This is a genomic window from Weissella paramesenteroides (assembly GCF_051903945.1).
Classification (GTDB): Bacteria; Bacillota; Bacilli; order Lactobacillales; family Lactobacillaceae; genus Weissella; species Weissella paramesenteroides_A.
In genome coordinates, this window is the sequence record NZ_CP192268.1 from 171,547 (window position 1) to 190,147 (window position 18,601).

Annotated in this window: 13 protein-coding genes, 8 tRNA genes, 1 pseudogene, 1 riboswitch and 1 other annotated feature; of the genes and pseudogenes, 20 read left to right on the forward strand and 2 right to left on the reverse strand. The window is 39.2% G+C overall.

Annotated elements, in window-relative coordinates; all coding sequences use genetic code 11:
• The first annotated feature begins 324 nt into the window (after positions 1-324).
• From ACQ4QH_RS00835 to ACQ4QH_RS00850, 4 genes are all read left to right on the forward strand, one after another.
• On the forward strand, positions 325-1,413 hold the full coding sequence (locus tag ACQ4QH_RS00835; protein ID WP_439818923.1) for a PTS transporter subunit IIC: 1,089 nt from the start codon (positions 325-327) through the stop codon (positions 1,411-1,413).
• 115 nt (positions 1,414-1,528) lie between these two features.
• On the forward strand, positions 1,529-1,864 hold the full coding sequence (locus ACQ4QH_RS00840) for a thioredoxin family protein (RefSeq protein ID WP_040761032.1): 336 nt from the start codon (positions 1,529-1,531) through the stop codon (positions 1,862-1,864).
• Positions 1,865-1,934: 70 nt separating this feature from the next.
• Positions 1,935-2,161 (forward strand) — a binding site (T-box leader).
• 49 nt (positions 2,162-2,210) lie between these two features.
• Entirely contained in the window at positions 2,211-2,687 is a 477-nt protein-coding gene (locus ACQ4QH_RS00845; protein WP_439818924.1) for a GAF domain-containing protein, read from the forward strand.
• Positions 2,688-2,735: 48 nt separating this feature from the next.
• Positions 2,736-4,091 carry a dihydrolipoyl dehydrogenase family protein gene (locus ACQ4QH_RS00850; RefSeq protein WP_439818925.1) on the forward strand — a complete coding sequence of 452 codons (1,356 nt, stop codon included), beginning with the start codon at positions 2,736-2,738 and terminating at the stop codon, positions 4,089-4,091.
• A gap of 74 nt (positions 4,092-4,165) precedes the next feature.
• On the opposite strand, the gene ACQ4QH_RS00855 is transcribed toward ACQ4QH_RS00850, so the two are convergent.
• On the reverse strand, positions 4,166-5,341 hold the full coding sequence (locus ACQ4QH_RS00855; protein ID WP_439818926.1) for an MFS transporter: 1,176 nt from the start codon (positions 5,339-5,341) through the stop codon (positions 4,166-4,168).
• Positions 5,342-5,566: 225 nt separating this feature from the next.
• Positions 5,567-5,665: riboswitch (purine riboswitch) on the forward strand.
• A gap of 108 nt (positions 5,666-5,773) precedes the next feature.
• Between ACQ4QH_RS00855 and ACQ4QH_RS00860 the strand changes: the two genes are divergently transcribed.
• The 5 genes and pseudogenes from ACQ4QH_RS00860 (at position 5,774) to ACQ4QH_RS00880 (ending at position 12,208) form a co-directional block, all read left to right on the forward strand.
• Positions 5,774-7,078 carry a nucleobase:cation symporter-2 family protein gene (locus tag ACQ4QH_RS00860; RefSeq protein WP_439818927.1) on the forward strand — a complete coding sequence of 435 codons (1,305 nt, stop codon included), beginning with the start codon at positions 5,774-5,776 and terminating at the stop codon, positions 7,076-7,078.
• Between the two features lie 5 nt (positions 7,079-7,083).
• Complete coding sequence (locus tag ACQ4QH_RS00865) at positions 7,084-7,656, forward strand: xanthine phosphoribosyltransferase (protein ID WP_150191619.1); 573 nt, start codon at positions 7,084-7,086, stop codon at positions 7,654-7,656.
• 311 nt (positions 7,657-7,967) lie between these two features.
• Positions 7,968-8,840 (forward strand): annotated as a pseudogene (locus tag ACQ4QH_RS00870) (NAD(P)-dependent oxidoreductase); the annotation flags it as partial.
• A 237-nt stretch (positions 8,841-9,077) separates the two neighbouring features.
• Positions 9,078-10,676 carry a glycosyltransferase gene (locus ACQ4QH_RS00875; protein WP_439818928.1) on the forward strand — a complete coding sequence of 533 codons (1,599 nt, stop codon included), beginning with the start codon at positions 9,078-9,080 and terminating at the stop codon, positions 10,674-10,676.
• Positions 10,676-12,208 carry a glycosyltransferase gene (locus tag ACQ4QH_RS00880; RefSeq protein WP_439818929.1) on the forward strand — a complete coding sequence of 511 codons (1,533 nt, stop codon included), beginning with the start codon at positions 10,676-10,678 and terminating at the stop codon, positions 12,206-12,208. The genes ACQ4QH_RS00875 and ACQ4QH_RS00880 overlap by 1 nt, the downstream gene beginning before the upstream one ends.
• A gap of 56 nt (positions 12,209-12,264) precedes the next feature.
• Here ACQ4QH_RS00880 and ACQ4QH_RS00885 read toward each other — a convergent pair.
• Positions 12,265-12,335: transfer RNA gene (locus ACQ4QH_RS00885), tRNA-Cys, on the reverse strand.
• 281 nt (positions 12,336-12,616) lie between these two features.
• Here ACQ4QH_RS00885 and ACQ4QH_RS00890 point away from each other — a divergent pair.
• From ACQ4QH_RS00890 to rfbB, 11 genes are all read left to right on the forward strand, one after another.
• Positions 12,617-12,689, forward strand: a tRNA-Val gene (locus ACQ4QH_RS00890).
• 2 nt (positions 12,690-12,691) lie between these two features.
• Positions 12,692-12,765 (forward strand) — tRNA-Asp (locus ACQ4QH_RS00895).
• An 8-nt stretch (positions 12,766-12,773) separates the two neighbouring features.
• A tRNA-Phe gene (locus ACQ4QH_RS00900) sits at positions 12,774-12,846 on the forward strand.
• Positions 12,847-12,888: 42 nt separating this feature from the next.
• A tRNA-Trp gene (locus ACQ4QH_RS00905) sits at positions 12,889-12,959 on the forward strand.
• Between the two features lie 14 nt (positions 12,960-12,973).
• Positions 12,974-13,046, forward strand: a tRNA-His gene (locus ACQ4QH_RS00910).
• 46 nt (positions 13,047-13,092) lie between these two features.
• Positions 13,093-13,176: transfer RNA gene (locus ACQ4QH_RS00915), tRNA-Leu, on the forward strand.
• Between the two features lie 40 nt (positions 13,177-13,216).
• Positions 13,217-13,300, forward strand: a tRNA-Leu gene (locus tag ACQ4QH_RS00920).
• Positions 13,301-13,520: 220 nt separating this feature from the next.
• Entirely contained in the window at positions 13,521-14,864 is a 1,344-nt protein-coding gene (locus tag ACQ4QH_RS00925; RefSeq protein WP_439818930.1) for an Nramp family divalent metal transporter, read from the forward strand.
• 291 nt (positions 14,865-15,155) lie between these two features.
• The gene (locus ACQ4QH_RS00930; RefSeq protein ID WP_439818931.1) at positions 15,156-16,298 is read left to right on the forward strand and encodes a trans-sulfuration enzyme family protein; all 1,143 of its coding nucleotides are present in this window, start codon (positions 15,156-15,158) and stop codon (positions 16,296-16,298) included.
• 116 nt (positions 16,299-16,414) lie between these two features.
• Positions 16,415-17,299 (forward strand): 3-hydroxyacyl-CoA dehydrogenase, encoded by an 885-nt coding sequence (locus ACQ4QH_RS00935; protein ID WP_439818932.1) that lies wholly within the window; start codon positions 16,415-16,417, stop codon positions 17,297-17,299.
• A 269-nt stretch (positions 17,300-17,568) separates the two neighbouring features.
• Complete coding sequence (rfbB, locus tag ACQ4QH_RS00940) at positions 17,569-18,588, forward strand: dTDP-glucose 4,6-dehydratase (RefSeq protein WP_439818933.1); 1,020 nt, start codon at positions 17,569-17,571, stop codon at positions 18,586-18,588.
• Positions 18,589-18,601: the final 13 nt, after the last annotated feature.

Genomic DNA, 18,601 nt, shown 5'->3' on the forward strand with positions numbered 1-18,601 from the left:
AATGAGCTAAAAGAAAGATTATTAGAATAAGATTAAAATAAAGTGTTGACATTCAAATTTTTAGGTGCATAATAAAGAACATCAAATAAAAACGGAGATAAATCGTATGACAAAGACAATGATGAACAACACAAACAATGCGTTATTACGCGGCTTAATTTTAGACTTGATTATTATCAGCTAAAAGGGTCGTGCAATTTGTGTCGGCCTTAAAAGAGGCCGACTAGTTTATCACTGGATTGTTATTCGTGAACCGCTAGTTAGGATTTTTCTAACTAGCGGTTTTTTGTATCTTCAATCCCAAAAGAAAAAGGAGCAGGTATTATGGTGCAAGGACAAGAGCAAGAAAAGAAATTGACAACCAAGGATTATGTTTTCCTTGTTTCACAAGGTGTTTCAAATACGGTGTTGGTATTTTTAGGAATTGGCCTGTTAGTTAATACAGTTGGTACAACCATTCATTGGGACGCACTGGTACAAGTTGGGAATATTGCACAGAAGTTATTAGCACCTGCTTTGGGGATGGCTATTGCGGTGATGATGCGCACGTCAACATTGGTTATTGGGGCAACAATGATTGCTTCTACTGTTGGTGCGAACAGTGTTTACTTTACATCGGGTGTCGCAACTCATACGATGACAGCTACTGGCTGGGTTGCAACACAAGCTGCTGGTTCACAAATTATGACGTCAGGGCAACCAGTATCAGCTGTGTTAGCAGGTGTCATTGCAGCAATGTTGGGAAAATGGATGACTGGGAAGACACCATTGGATATGGTTTTGGTACCATTTGCAGTAACTATGGTTGGTTCAATTGCTGGTTTGGCATTGGCATCTGTGACAACACCAGCACTAAATTGGGTGAGTGGTGCACTAGGACATACCATGCAAGTTAATCCAGTTCTTGGATCATTAGTTGTTTCATTTGCTTGGTTCGTTTTCTTGATGACTCCGGCTTCATCAGCTGCTTTGGCAATCGCCGTTCAGTTGGATCCAATGTCATCCGGTGCGGCACTGATTGGAACGACCGTCGCCTTTGTTTCATTCACAGCCATGTCATATAACCAAAACACAATTGGTGGTAATATTGCGCAAGGCTTGGTAACGCCTAAGGTACAGTTTGCTAATTTGCTAAAGCGTCCGATTCTAGCAGTTGGTCCAGCAGCAATTGCGATGGTGACGGCAGTGATTGCAGTTGTTGGATTTGGGTTTAAAGTACCATATGCTTTGGCTGGATTGGGATTAAATTCATTGATTGCACCACTTTGGTTGGCAGCACATAATGTGCAAGGGTTGATTTTGTTGATTGTCTTCGGGGTTGCGATTCCAGCGGTGCTCGCTTGGTTCTATTACCGTTTTCTACGTGTTATTGGGCAAACACGAGTACAAGACCTGCAGTTGCGTGAGGTTTAGTGATTTAAATTGGTTGCGAATTAGGGGTTAATCGTTCATACTCAAAGAAGCTATCATTGACTAATGAATAGATAGTTGATATTCTTACTATAAATAAGTGAAAGAGAGCATGAACATGGAATTTTATCAACCAGAGTTAAATGATGATGAAACAATTCGCCAAGAAATCGCAAAGCCTGGTAAGCAAGTGATGTTCTTGCAAGCTGATTGGTGTGGTGACTGCAAAGCTATCAAGCCGTTCGTTAAAGATATTAAAAAAAGTGTCACTTCTGCAGGCATTAACTGGTTTGATGCCGACCGTGATGCAAACCTAGCCATTGCACAAGAACAAGGATTGATGGGTATTCCTGCTTTTGTTCTTTTTGAGGATGGCAAACAAGTTGACCATATTGGTAATGGTGAGCGTTTGAATCCACAACAAGTAATGGATTGGCTAGCACAGTCTGTATAAAATTAAAGAATTCTCATAAAATGATTGACAAGTAGTCAGGTACTTTATATGATATTGTCAATTGAATTTTTAAAATTCTATGATGAGAAGAGTAATGTTATTTGACCAATATAGAAAGCACTTGGCTGATGGAAAAGTGTTTGGTAAGTGACATGAAGATGAACTCTGAGAATGATGATCAGTGAAAGCTGTTATCACGGTAGGAACCGTTATCTTCCCAGTTTTAATCAAACGGCAGAGGTCTATTTGGTATCAGATAGATGAAATTGGGTGGTAACACGAGACATCGTCCCTAATAAGAACAAGAGTTCTTATTAGGGACTTTTTTAATTTGGAGGATAAAGATATGACAGAACAAACAACAGCAACACCATTACTTTCACAGTTATTGACATCGTGGATTACAGGTGAGGAATCTGAAGGATTTCCGCTAGCAAATTTGGCGAATGCTGCAGCGATTTTATATGAAAACTTAGCTACCGTAAATTGGGCGGGATTTTACTTATATGATCATGAACAGGATGAACTTATCTTAGGACCATTCCTAGGAAAACCAGCAGTTGTTCGCATTAAACCAGGTTCAGGTGTTGTGGGACAAGCGTATGAAAGTCAAGAAACAATTGTTGTTGATGATGTACATCAACATGCAGGGCATATTGCTTGTGATTCAGCATCAAATGCGGAAATTGTTGTACCATTAACACGAGAAAATGGTGAAAAAATCGGCGTGATTGATATTGATTCCATAACGTTTAATCGATTTACTGACCAAGATAAAGTTGACTTGGAACACTTTGCCCAAACATTATTACCCTACATCTAATAAAAATTTGCGATAATAGTATCGAATAATGTTTTATGAAGGGATGGTATGAAACCAGTGAGTGAAACAAAACAGTATGATGTTGCAATTATTGGTGCGGGTCCTGCGGGATTAGCAGCTGCTCATCAATTACACGATGCGGGTAAACAAGTTGTCGTCATTGAAAAATACCTTTGGGGTGGGACATGTCCAAATTATGGTTGTGATCCCAAGAAAATTTTATTGGGAGCGGTTGAAGCGAAGGAATCAACTGAATTTTTGTCTGGTTCAGGAATTGATGGTCAAGTTAATATTAACTGGCCAGATTTAATGGCTCGTAAGAATCAGTATACAAAGGGAATTTCGACAGGGACTGAGCAATCATTAACGGCAAGTGATATTGATCATATTGCTGGAGAAGCGACATTTATCGATGAACAAACAGCAATAATTAACCAGAATGGCCAAGGGGATGTGACGGTCTCGGCAACAGATTGGATTATTGCTGTAGGACAACGCCCAGCAAAGTTATCATTTCCGGGTTCTGAATTAACAATCGACTCTGAAAAATTTTTAAGCTTACCAGAATTACCAGATGAAGTTGTCATCATTGGTGGTGGTTTTGTTGCGATTGAGTTTGCTTCTATCGCTGCTGCAGCTGGTGCAAAGGTCAGTTTGATTGTTCGTGGTGAGCGATTGCTTAAATCATTCGATGAAACCATGGTTGATTCTTTGATGGATCAACTAGATGATCGTGGTGTACAAATGTATTTTGGTACGGAAGTTACTGAAATTACATCAACTGATAATGGATTAGAAGCAACGCTAAGTTTTGGTAATACATTGTCGGCTGGACTAATTGTTCGAGCAGCTGGTCGTGTTGGTAATCATGATACGTTAGATTTAGATAAGGCACATGTACAATTTTCAGAGAAGGGTGTTTTAGTTGATCAGCACTTACGTACAAGCAATGCGCATATCTATGCAGTCGGGGATGTTGCTAACTCACCCGTTCCTAAAATTACACCACTTGCGTCATTTGAATCGAAGCATGCAACTAATGAAATTTTAGGTCAGTCACAACCTATTACTTATCCGGCGGTGCCAGTCGTTGTATACGGTACACCAAAATTAGCACAAACAGGTGTGACAACTGAAACAGCCAGCCAGGATGGTTATACCGTGCATGATTTGGACATTTCTAGTTGGTACACATCATATCGAACAGGTGAACCTGCAGCACGCGTGAAAACTGTTTTGAATCATGACGGGCAACTTATTGGTGCATCTGTATTAAGTAGTCATGCTGATGAATTAATTAACTACCTAACTTTAGCAATTAACCAAGGCCTAACGAAGGAGACGGTATCCAAGCAATTGTATGCTTATCCATCAGTCGCTTCAGATTTATCTTATTTCTTTTAACAAAAAATAAAGACGGTTACCCAAATCAATTGAGTAGCCGTCTTTTTGTGATTCTTAGTAAATTCAAAATATGCTTAATAAACAGTTTGCTTTGTCGCGTTGACTTTATTTAACATAATCGTTGAAATTAAGGCAAATGCGGTGAAAATTGCGCCACCAATACCAACATTATTGAGGCCGAAGTTTGAAACAACCAGACCACCAGCTGCGGATCCCAATGAGATACCTAAATTTGAGAAAATTGAATTGATTGAAGAAGCTAATACTAATGAGTGTGGATAATCACTTTCAGCCACGCCCATAATATGCAATTGTAAGGGTGAATTAACAAGATACATCAAGACACCAACTAACATAATATCAATAGTGCCGAACCAGACATTACCAAGAAGCATCGGCATGGTGATGAGGACGATAAATTCAATCAGGTAAAGTACTGGCATCAAACGTAGCCCTTTGTTATCAGCAATACGACCACTAGCCTGGTTACTGATTAGAGACATAACACCAAAAATGGTTAGTAAGATAGTAATCAAACCAGGATCAAACGATAATGTTTTTGAAAAAATTGGTCGTAGGTAAGTATAAAAAACATACACACCTGCTAAACTACATGTTTGAATGAAAACACTTAGATAAATTCTCGGATCCCTAAACATAACAAACTGTTGCAGAATATGTCCTTGTTTCTTCTGCATCAAATTATGAGGTAGTGTTTTGATAATTAATAATACGGTAATAATGCTTAGTAGGGTAATGGTAATAAAAGTCAAACGCCAGCCGAACGTTGTACTGATCCATGTTCCTAAGGGGACACCAAAAACAGATGCGACGCTAAACCCAGAAAAAATCCAACTGACTAACCAGGCTCGTTTTGCCATAGGCGCAATAACGGTTGCAAAGGTCATTGATAATGACACGAGTGCCCCAGAAACAATGGCGACAATAATCCGTGAAATGACGAGTACCGTATAATTTGGAGCTATGATTGTTAGAGCATTCCCAAATGTAAAGACCAGCGCCAAAACAAGCATGGCATGATACAGGTTACTCCGTAAGGTAGACGTAATAATGGGTGTACTTATAGCATAAACCAAGGCGAAAATTGTCACTAGATAGCCCGTTGTGGCGACACTCACCGAAAACTCCCTTGATAAATCATCAAGGATACCAATAATAATAAATTCACTAAAACCTAAAATAAAAGAGATTAAAATCAGCACAAAACTTTGAATCTTAAATTCTTTCACACGCATCCTCCTTAATTGTTAGACAACAATGAAACCCACAATATATTTCCACTCACGCTAAAATATAAAACATTCCCCCACATTGTCAATGCTTTTTACTGATAAAATATAAGAAATCTAAACGAAGTGTCTATTTTGTCAAACTTTGATATGTGCAAAAACCAGCTAATGACGAATATTATTGTTTTCAAATGGTAGAATGTCTGTTATATTTAAGTACATAATAATTAAAACGTAATCACTGTCGGTATAATTGTTGGAGAATGGCCAACGAGTTCCTACCCTTCTCCCAAGAGATGGACTACCGATAGTGTTTTGATATTTTGATGCACCCATTCTGCATGCTTTTTGCGTGTTAGGGTGTTTTTTTATTGCCAAATATCTATAGGGATAGTGGTTACGTGTGTTTCTATATTGGAGGAGAGTTTAGTTATGGAGTCGAGCACACGAACATCGACAGGACGTTTTGGTAAATTACGTAATCTTATTTTAGGATTACAACATGTTCTGGCAATGTATTCTGGTGGTATTTTAGTGCCATTGTTAATTGGAGCAGCATTACATTTTAATGCCCAACAAATGGCTTATTTAATTTCAGCTGATATTTTTATGACAGCGATTGGAACGTTATTCCAAATCAAAGGCACACGGTATACAGGAATTGCGATGCCGGTTGTGATTGGATCAGCTGTACAGACAGTTTCACCCTTAATCAATATCGGTAGTACATTAGGTATTGGTGCCATGTATGGTGCTACGATTGCTGCAGGTGTTTTTGTCTTTCTAATCAGTGGTTTGTTCGCACGTCTGCGTGAATTTTTCCCACCAGTTGTGACAGGCTCATTAATTACAGTTATCGGATTTACTCTAATTCCAGTAGGTTTCCAAAATTGGGGTGGCGGAGATACTGCTGCGAAAAGTTTTGGAAGTTTAACTAATCTATCAATTGGATTAGTAACCATTCTTATTATTTTATTATTTACTATTTTTGCTAAGGGATTCATAAAGTCCATTGCTATTTTACTAGGTATTATTCTTGGAACAATTTTTGCGGGACTATTAGGACAGGTATCGTTGCAACCAGTTGCTGAGGCATCTTGGTTCCATATGCCAACGCCATTTTTCCTAGCAACACCAACCTTCCACTGGTCAGCAATGATTACGATGATGATTGTTGCTTTGACATCAATGATGGAATCAACAGGTGTGTACTTCGCACTAGCTGATTTAACTGGTCGTAAACTAACGAATGAAGATATGGCTAAAGGATATCGTGCTGAAGGATTGGCCGTTATTTTGTCAGGCTTGTTTAATACTTTCCCATATTCAACATTCTCACAAAATGTTGGTGTTGTACGTTTGTCAGGTGTCAAGACGCGCCAACCAATCTATTATGCGGTATTAATTTTGCTATTGATTGGTTTGTTACCAAAGTTTGGCGCCTTGGCAACAATTATTCCATCATCTGTTTTGGGTGGTGCAATGATTATTCTATTTGGTACAATCGGTGTGCAGGGGATTACTATTCTGAAACAAGTTGATTTTAATGCTGAACGAAACTTGATGATTGCTGGAATTTCAATCGGTGCAGCCATTGGTGTTACGGTTTATCCACAAATTTTTCAACACTTACCAGAGATAGTAAAATTAGTTATTCAAAATTCAGTTGTTATAACGTCAGTGTTAGCAGTGTTGTTAAACATTTTGCTACCAGGACGTGAGAAAGAGGTTAATTAGCAGACATGAAAATTTTAGAAGATCGCATCAAGCAAGACGGCCGTGTTTTAGGTGAAGACGTATTAAAGGTTGATAATTTCTTGAACCATCAAGTTGATCCTGAGTTAATGCAAGCTTTGGGTGAAGAATTTGCCCGCTTATTTGCTGATGAAAAGGTAGATAAGGTATTAACTGTTGAGTCATCAGGTATTGCACCAGCTGTTTTTGCAGCATTAGCACTACATGTACCGATGGTTTTTGCACGTAAGAAGAAGTCAATTACGTTATCAGCCGAATCATATGTTGCTGATGTTTACTCATTTACAAAGCAAGAAACAAATCACGTGATGATCGATAAGCGTTTCTTACACGAAGGTGAGCGAGTTCTTCTAATAGATGATTTCTTGGCAAACGGACAGGCAGTGACTGGTTTGATGGAAATTGCTGAAGCTGCTCAAGCAGAAGTAGTTGGTGTCGGTATTGTCGTTGAAAAGACATTCCAAAAGGGTCGCGCGATGTTAGATGATCAAGGTGTTCATGTTGAGTCATTAGCACGCATTGCTGCTTTTGAAAATGGTCAAGTTGTATTTGCGGATTAACTTTTTGAGAGCGAGACAAAAGTTGTTTTGAAGCTGGTATGTAACGTGATTTGCGTAATTTTTGGCCGTAGCAAAGCGAATGACAGGGATTGCGTAAATTGCGTTACATTGAGGCTTCAGACCTTTGGAACGCGTTTATGCTGTAAAATTTACATGCTTATAATTAAAATATTATGGGTTAAAGGGGTTGGAACATTTTCTTTTGTGCCAATCTCTTTTTTTATAGTATATAAATATTTTTAGTAATAGCCTTTTTATTTTTTAAGTCAGTCAAGGTAAAATAGAAGCAATATAACAAACAGGGGGCGTTTGAGATGAAAATTGGCTTTATCGGTACAGGTGTCATGGGAAGTGGCATTATCAATAATTTATTGCAAGCAAACTATGAAGTCTATGTTTATAACCGTACGAAGGCACATGCACAAACAGTAATTGATCATGGTGCAATTTGGCAAGATTCACCACGTCAAATTGCTCAAGTTGCAGACGTTGTTATGATAATGGTTGGCTATCCCAAAGATGTTGAAAGTCAATTTTATGGTGAGAATGGTATTTTTGCAGGTGCCCATGCTGGTCAAATCGTTGTCGACATGACAACTTCAACACCCACTTTGGCCACAGAACTTGCTAAAGCAGGTGTCAAGCAACAGGTAACGGTCCTGGATGCACCTGTTTCGGGTGGGGATACTGGCGCGAAAAATGGCACCTTAACAATCATGGTTGGTGGCGAAAAATCAGCCTTTGATGAGTTGCAATCAATCTTCCAAGTTATCTCAAAAGCCGCTACATTATTTGGTAGTGCTGGTCGTGGCCAACATGCAAAAATGGCTAATCAAATTATGGTGGCGGGGACAATGTTAGGAATGGCGGAAACTATGAGTTATGCTCGGGCGGCGGATCTTGATGTTGAACAAGTCTTGCAAACGCTAGGTGGTGGTGCTGCACAAAATTGGTCGTTAGATAACTACGGGCCACGTATTTTGGCTGGTGATTATGCCCCAGGATTTTATGTGAAACATTTTATTAAGGATTTACGCATTGCACTAGATGAGGCGCAAAAAATGCAGCTCGATCTACCAATGACAACATTAGCTGAGCAGCTCTATTCCAAGTTGGCAGATGAAAATAAGTCAGCCGATGCTGGTACACAAGCCATTGTGCGATTGTGGTCACAGTTTGCGTAATGAATAAATGAAGGAGAGCGAGACAAAAGTTGTTTGGAAGCCGGTGTGACAAGTGGTTTGCGCTATTTTTAGCCCTAGCAGAGGACGCCCATGGCGTAAATTGCGTTACGTTACATTGAGACTTCAGACTTTTGGAACGCGTTTATGCTATCAAACTGACATGCTTTTAATTAAGATATTTTTAGCAAAAAAGGTTGGAACATTTTCTTTTGTCCCAACTTCTGAAAGGCGAAACAAATGAATTTTTTTATTAATGCAACCATGCCGAAACAAAAGTCAGGTATTGAGCATGCTGAATTGAAACGATTGGATTTATTTAATAAAAATAAAGAACCAGTCATGGTGGTCTTACGTGATTGGGATCCGAATGCACATATTAATGCTAATAATGCAGGCATTGCTGACGATCAGTTGATTAATATGTTTGATTATTTTCAAGAGGCAACGCAAATTGCAGCGAAAAAAGTACAAGTACAAGATATCGAGTTTGGTGTTTTAAATATCAAAATGACTGATGATGCAGAAAAGTCACGTTACTTAGTGCAATCAAATGAACAATTAGTCGCACGTGTGAACTATAATGTTGACGCTGATCGTCAAGTGAAATCTGTTGAGTGGTTTGACGGTTTTAATAATCTTTATCGTGTTGACCATTATGATTCACGAGGATTTATTTCGCTACAACAATGGTATACACCAGATAATAAAATAGGTACTGAAACTTGGCAAACGCCATCTGGTCGTACAGTAATAGAAGCATTTCATAAAAAGACTATGCGTGGTGAAATCATTAAAACAGGATGGCGATTGATTGATCGTAATGACCAAGTTTACCAATTTGATACTTTAGCAGAATTAACGAAGTATTTCTTTGACTGCCTGAATGATGATTATTGGTCACTTGATCAGCCGAATGTTTTCATTGCAGATCGTGCACACTTAGGAGACTGGGGACTACTGCATCTTAAAAAGCCAGCGTATACAGTATTTCATTTGCATAATGCTCATACCGCAGATGCACAAAATCCGGCGGCACCATTATTGAATAACAATTACGAGTTCTCATTAAATAACATTGATGGATATGATGCAGTTGTGTCAGCTACATACAAGCAAACGGCTGATGTTCGAGCACGTTTTCAGCCGAAGACAAAGTTGTTTACCATTCCAGTTGGCATTGTACCTGAACGCCTGTTGCGTGCTCCACGAGTACCAATTGCAGAACGACAATTCGGTAAAATGGTTGTCTTTGCACGGATTGCTTGGGAAAAGCATTTAGACGATTTAGTACGCGCAGTTGGCATCGTGCATCAAGAATTTCCACAAGTCACTTTAGACTTATATGGTTATCCCGATCCGAATGATAATTACAAGGCACGTCGTGAAGTGGAACAAGTGGTTGAAGAATATCATTTGTCAGATGTCGTCTCCCTAAAAGGATACACAACAGATATTGATCAGGTTCAGAATAATGCTATGATGTATGGTTTGACTTCGCGCATGGAAGGTTTTAATTTGGCGATCATGGAGGCGATTTCGCATGGTTTAATTGCGTTTTCATATGATGTTAATTATGGGCCAAATGAAATAGTTGAAGATGGTGTTAACGGTTCAGTTGTGCCATATGGTGATTATCAGTCATTGGCTCAAGCGATTTTACAAGTGCTTCGTGATCCGAAGTTAGCTGATAAATATATGACGGGTGCCTACGACTCAGCAGAACGATATTCAGAAGCATCTGTTTGGGCAGCATGGCAATCATTATTGGCAGATGCTAAAGAAAGTTGGCCAGTGAAACTTGCAGCAATGCCAGGTTATCAGGGAGGACAACAATAATGTATTACTTTGTTAGTGAAAATATATTTGCCTATAATTCAGGAACTGAACATGCACAAGCGCAACGTGTGAAGTTTTTTAATCGAATAACGCAACAAGGTATGTTGGGTAAGGCAGCTTATGTTACGCGAGACTATAATCGCTTTTTAAGTCGTGATGCGAACACTGTCGGATTGCATGCGACTGAAGTATTAAACATGTATGATTATTTTCAAGGGACAACAGATGTACCACGACAAGAACAGCCACTGCGTTTATTAGCACAAATTCCACTTGATAAGTACCATATTGTTGGTCATGGCCCAAACTATTCAACCCTTGAAGATGCTGGTCGTGTCGTGGCAAAAATAAATGTGATGCCAGCGACAGTCGGATTAGTTAATGATATTTTGTACTATGATCGCGCTGATAACTTAACGGTGCGGGAAAACTTTGATTGGCGTGGTTTTAAGTCATCAGTTGATTACTTTCATCCAGATGGTCAATTAGCAGTGCAAAAATTTTTGAATTTGGCTGGTGAATCAGTTCTTGAGATTACCCACATGAATATAAATGGTCAATTATTACCAAGCATGTATAAATTGATTAATTATTTAGGTCATGATTATCGTTTTAATACAGAAGAACAACTATTCTTATTCTTTTTAAACGAAATTACTCGTCAACAATCAGAGACAACGTTAATTTCAGACCGACGGGGCCTAGATCATGTTATTGCTGGTGTTCAGGGAACAAATCACAAATTTGCCTATTTACATGATATTCATACCAATGATACGAAACATCCAGTACGAGGCAAATTATATCCGGCGTATCTTAATGTCTTAGAACGATATGGTCAAGCATTTACAGCCATTTTGGTACCCACGATGGCACAGCAAAGAGATTTGCAGACTCGTTATCCGCAACTAAATATTAAAGTTGCCCCGGATGTTGTTGTTGACGAAAAAACATTAGCACAACCGCGTGTCACGTTGTCTGAGCGTCAGCCGCATCAATTGCTTTATGTTGGTCGTTTATCTCCTGAAAAGCGTCCAGAACAGGCAATACGAGTTTTAGCGCGTGTTGTTAAAACTGTACCAGATGCCACATTGACTTATTACGGATATGCAGCAACACAAGAAATTATGCATGAGCTACAAGATCTAGCAACCAAGTTAAATGTTGCTGATCAGGTTACTTTTGGTGGTTATGTGTCAGAACCAGCTTTGCAAAATGCTTACCAACAGGCCCAAGTGATTTTACAAACATCGGTTGGTGAAGGCTTGGGGATGAATTTGGTTGAAGCAATGAGTTATGGTGTACCAAGTGTTAGTTTTGATGTGCCATATGGTGCGCATGCGTTGATTGAAGATAGTGTTAATGGCTACATTGTACCAGATGGTTCAAATCTTACGATGGCTCAAAAAGTTACGGAATTATTGCTTGATGATGATGAATGGACGCAAATGTCTGTTGCAGCATATGATAAAGCCAAAGCATTTTCGGATGAAAAAATGGCAACCATTTGGCAACAAGTGCTAAATTCATGATAGATAAAACAAAAAGGACAAATTGACGCGACACTGTCAATTTGTCCTTTTCTATAAGGTAGTGGCGGGAATCGAACCCGTGATGACGGTTTTGCAGACCGTTGCCTTACCACTTGGCTACACTACCATTTTGTATGTTATGTATTAATATAATTACCACCACGATTACATATTATAGGGGAAATGACGCAAAGTTGCAATTACCTAATTGATTTGTGTGTTAAGTTATAGAAATTTCGTTGGAAAGAGGACATAAGTAGTTGTCACACTCTCTCAAATATATAAGCTTTTCATCTAAAAATATGTTAGATAGTATATTTAATTAAAATCATATGCGGTTTAGGGTTGCAAAGGTTGAAAAATATCGGTATAATAATTTCTGTTGTTGAGTTTATAGCAACAGAAAATGGACGTTTAGCTCAGCTGGGAGAGCACCTGCCTTACAAGCAGGGGGTCACAGGTTCGATCCCTGTAACGTCCATTGGTCGCATGGTCTAGTTGGTTATGACGTTCGCCTGTCACGCGAAAGATCACGGGTTCGAATCCCGTTGTGACCGTTTATAATGGCGCGGTAGCTCAGTTGGTAGAGCATACGATTGAAGCTCGTAGTGTCGACGGTTCGATTCCGCCCCGCGCCATTTGATAATACATCGTATTATCAATAATAACCATCTCAAAATAGGGGTATAGTTTAATGGTAGAACAACGGTCTCCAAAACCGTCGGTGGGGGTTCGACTCCCTCTACCCCTGTTTATCTGATGATGGCGGTAGTGGTGAAGTGGTTAACACACCGGTTTGTGGTTCCGGCACGCGTGGGTTCGATCCCCATCTACCGCCCTTAGAGTGAGAATAATTCACTTTTTATATAATAATAATTAAATATGCCGTTGTGGCGGAATTGGCAGACGCGCTGGACTCAAAATCCAGTTCTCGCAAGGGAGTATGGGTTCGACCCCCATCGACGGCATTCGGTTATACCGCTTATTAGACTTATTTAATTATTACATGCCGTTGTGGCGGAATTGGCAGACGCGCTGGACTCAAAATCCAGTTCCCGCAAGGGAGTATGGGTTCGACCCCCATCGACGGCATATTTTAGGTTCTATAGACTTAGTAAAAGCTAGGTTTATAGAATTTTTTTTATGTGACTGAAATTTAAGATTAAGAGAACTTATTGCAATTCGCTTAAGAAAATTATTTGAAAGCGGTTACCTTGAATGAAATAATAGGTAATGGTTTGAATTTCATTAACTTTATTAGATACTAGGGTAGAGGACATTACCAACAAGACATTATGGGAGAAAAGGACTGATGGTAGAGAGAACGACGACACCAGAATCAGATAATCAAAGCCTTGCTGAAATCAATGGTTCTGTTGAGGTGCCAACAACAGGTGGATTTTTACGTAAATTAATGGCTTGGAGTGGACCAGGAGCACTTGTTGCGGTTGGTTACATGGATCCAGGAAATTGGATTACGTCAATTGTCGGTGGTGCACAATACCACTACTTATTGTTATCAGTTGTTTTGATTTCAAGTTTAATTGCGATGCTGTTGCAATACATGGCTGCTAAGTTAGGGATTGTGGCGCAAAAAGATTTGGCGCAAATGACTAGAGATAGTACGAACAAAGCGGTGGGGTGGTTGCTTTGGATCATGACTGAGTTGGCCATTATGGCAACTGATATGGCTGAAGTAATTGGTGCAGCCATTGCCATTCATTTATTATTTGGTTTACCACTGTTGTGGGGTGTTTTGATTACCGCAGCAGATGTATTGCTGTTGCTATTATTAATGAAGCTAGGCTTCCGTAAAATTGAGGCAATTGTCGCCACATTGATTCTGGTTATTTTGGGAATCTTTTTGTACATGGCGATTTTGGCAAAGCCTGATATGGGTGCAGCAGCAATCAACTTAGTACCACACAAGGAAGTGTTGCATCATAGTCAATTGATGTTAGCGCTAGGGATTGTCGGCGCCACAGTTATGCCACACAACCTTTATTTACACTCATCAATTTCACAAACACGTCAAGTAAAGCGTGATAAGAAGAGTATTAAGGAAGCATTGAAATTTACGGCTTGGGATTCAAACATTCAATTGACAGGTGCCTTTGTTGTTAATGCTCTGTTGTTGATTGTTGGAGCGGCACTTTTCTTCGGTCATGGTTCTGATTTAGAAGCCTTTGGTGATTTGTTCAATGCTCTTAACAATCGCGAGATTGTCGGTGCGATTGCTAGTCCATTTTTGAGTATGTTGTTTGCCATTGCTTTGCTAGCATCAGGACAAAATTCAACAATCACAGGAACTTTGACAGCACAGATTATCATGGAAGGTTATACAACTTTGCGGATGCCAATGTGGTTACAACGTTTAGTAACTCGTGGTTTAGCTTTGGTTCCTATTATCATCTTCACGATTATCTTTGGGGCAACTGAAGGTGCATTAGATCAACTACTGGTTTATTCACAGGTCTTCTTGTCAGTGGCCTTGCCATTTTCAATGTTCCCACTGATCTACTTCACATCTTCAGCAAAGTTTATGGGTGAATTTAAGAACAATGCTTGGGCTAAGTGGACAGGTTATACAGTTGCGATTGTATTGACTATTTTGAATATCAAATTAATTATTGATACGTTAGCACCATTATTTTAAGTGCTTGACAGTAGTATCGTGATACAGGTACACTGGTGTCAATAAATCTAGTGGAGGGTCATTATGAATCAAACAATGCTGAATTTAACGGTTTGTTTTTGTCGAACAACGCGCTTAATGCGATGTTCGGCCGATTAGTATTGGGCAATTTTTGAGGAATAATCACCTTAAGAAGTTCGATACCCACTTGGCTGGGGTTGAACTGCGGGCGCGAAGTCTCTGATGAAAATCAGAATTTCGCGCTCTTTTTTATTAGATAAAATGAGATATTAATAAACAGGGGTAAGAATAATGGAATTTGATACAAAGTTAATTCATGGTGGTATTAGTGAAGATAAGTTTACTGGGGCAACATCGATACCGATTTATATGGCATCTACTTTTCATCAAAAGAAAATTGGCGAGAGTAAATATGAATACTCACGTTCTGGGAATCCAACACGTGAAGCAGTTGAAAGACTAATTGCTGATTTGGAGGGTGGTACAGCTGGCTTTGCATTTGCTTCAGGATCGGCGGCTATTAACACAGTGTTTTCACTTTTTTCAGCAGGTGATCACTTCATTGTTGGTAACGATGTTTACGGGGGAACATTTCGTTTGATTGATGCGGTATTAAAGCGTTTTGGTATGACATTTACCATCGTTGATACACGTGATTTAGAAGCTGTTAAACACGCAATAACGCCGCAGACCAAGGCGATTTATCTGGAAACGCCAACTAATCCGTTACTACGTGTGACGGACATTGCAGCAGTTGCTGATATCGCAAAACAGTATCATGTGTTAAGTATTATTGACAATACGTTTGCATCTCCATATGTCCAGCGCCCACTTGAACTAGGTGTTGATATTGTGTTGCATAGTGCTTCGAAATATTTAGGTGGTCATAGCGATGTCATTGCTGGTTTGGTAGTAACTAAAGATCCTGATTTGGGGCAAAAAATCGGCTATTTGCAAAATGCAATTGGTGGTATTTTAGCACCACAAGAAAGTTGGTTGCTACAACGAGGAATGAAAACATTATCGTTACGTATGCAGGCACACTTAAAGAATGCACAGACAATTTTTGAGTACTTAAATAGCCAGCCAATGGTAAGCAAAATTTATTATCCAGGCGATCCGGAAAATCCGGACTATGAAGTTGCTAAGAAACAAATGCATGGCTTTGGTGCCATGATTTCTTTCGAATTACAACCGGGATTAAATGCGAAAGCATTTGTTGAACAACTACGCGTCATTACATTGGCTGAAAGTCTAGGGGCTCTTGAAAGTTTAATTGAAGTACCAGCAATTATGACACATGGCGCAATTCCTCGCGACATTCGTTTGCAAAATGGTATTAAAGATGAATTGATTCGTTTGTCAGTTGGTGTTGAAGATCAAGTGGACTTATTAGCAGATTTGGCTCGTGGTTTTCAATATTTAGCAGATTAAATATGCAATGGTGTCGAAACCAAAACCAGGGTAAAAATGATAAGAGTGATATAATTAGTATATGTTGAATGTTGTCGGATATATCTATCCGTAAGTATGAAATTGGGGGATTTTATATGTCAATTAAGAACGTTACTATCGCTGGTGGTGGTGTCTTAGGAAGTCAAATTGCATTTCAAACAGCATTTACAGGGTTTAATGTCACACTTTATGACATCAACGATGAGGCCATAGACCATGTAAAGCAATTACTCGCAAGTTATGTACCTGAATATGAAGCATTTTATGATGACGGTGATAAAGCTGCATCAGTAATTGATCATATGTCATTCAGTACAAGCTTGGCAGAAGCGGTTGCTGATGCAGACTTAGTCATTGAAGCCATTCCAGAGAGTGTCAAAATTAAGGTGAGCTACTATCAAGAATTGTCATCAGTAGCACCTGAAAAGACGATTTTTGCAACAAATTCATCGACATTTGTGCCATCACAGTTTGCTGAATATGTTGATCGACCTGAAAAATTCTTAGCAATTCATTTTGCTAATCAAATTTGGAAGAATAATAATGCTGAGATTATGGGTCATCCAGGAACTGAGGGGAAGTACTTGGATGAAGTTGTTCAATTTGCTAAGGACATTCGAATGGTACCATTCCGCTTGTATAAGGAACAACATGGTTATATCCTAAATTCATTGCTAGTGCCCCTACTAGATGCTGCGCAAAAGCTCTGGGTCAATGGGGTTGCTGATCCCGAAACAATTGACAAGTCATGGATGATTGCTACTGGTGCACCACAAGGTCCGTTCGCGATTTTAGATGTGGTTGGTCTAAATACACCTTACAATCTATCGTTGGCACAAGCTGAAACTGATGCAGAAGCTGCAGAAATTGCCAAGGCATTAAAGGCAATGATTGATGCAGGAAAGACGGGAGCTGCTTCAGGTGAAGGATTCTATAAGTATCCAAATCCAGCATTTTTGGATCCAAATTTCTTGAAATAAAACATAAAAATTTTTAGTATGGAAGAGGTTGGGACAAAAGAAAATGTTCCAATCTCTTCTTGCTATAATAGTATCAATTATCAACATGTAAGCTTGATAGCATAAACGCGTTCCAAAAGTCTGAAGCCTCAATGTAACGCAATTTACGCCATTCCTGTCCTTCGCTTTGCTACGGTCAAAAATGACGCAAACCACGTGTCACATCGGCTTCAAAACGACTTTTGTCTCGCTTTCTTTTAAGAGATCATGAAAAATTTTGGAGAAAGTGAATGACGAAATATAAAAATATCTTGGTGACAGGTGGTGCTGGCTTTATTGGCACTAATTTTGTTCGCTACGTAGTCACTGAACATCCAGATGTAAAATTAACGGTGTTAGACAAATTAACATATGCAGGCAATTCTGAAAATTTAGCTGATTTACCAAATGATCGTGTGACATTGGTTGTTGGGGATATCAATGATGCACAGTTGGTAGATAAATTGATGCGAGAGACTGATGCTGTCGTTCATTTTGCAGCGGAAAGTCATAATGATAATTCACTAACTGACCCATCCCCGTTTATGCAAACGAATTTAATGGGTACTTTTACGCTTATTGAGGCGGCTCGGCGCTATGATGTCCGCTTCCATCACGTCTCAACGGATGAGGTTTATGGGGATTTGCCATTAGATGAAACTAGTCGAGATGAAAAGTTTACGCCAGTGTCTAGGTATAATCCATCTTCACCATATTCAGCAACGAAGGCTGGATCAGATTTACTGGTTCGGGCGTGGGTGCGTTCTTTTGGATTAAAAGCAACCATTTCTAATACATCGAATAATTATGGTCCCTATCAACATATTGAAAAATTTATACCACGCCAAATTACTAATGTGATGAGTGACATTAAACCAAAAATATATGGCGATGGGCGTAATGTTCGAGATTGGATTCATGTTACTGATCATGTCACTGGTATTTGGAAAATTTTAATGCACGGTACTATCGGTGAGACCTATCTTCTTGGTGCAAACGGTGAACAAGATAATCTCACTGTTTTAAAGAAAATTTTACAGGCAATGGGAAAACCTGTAGATGATTTTGAATTTGTTAAGGATCGTGCCGGTCATGATTTGCGATACGCAATTGATGCAACGAGAACGCAGGAAACGTTAAATTGGCAACCAAAGTATCTGGATTTTGATGCGGGGTTAAAGCAAACCATTGACTGGTATCAGCAAAATCAAGCATGGTGGGAAAAAGACAAAGCAAAAATTGAAGCCAATTATGCGAAAAATAAACAATAAATCAAACAAAATT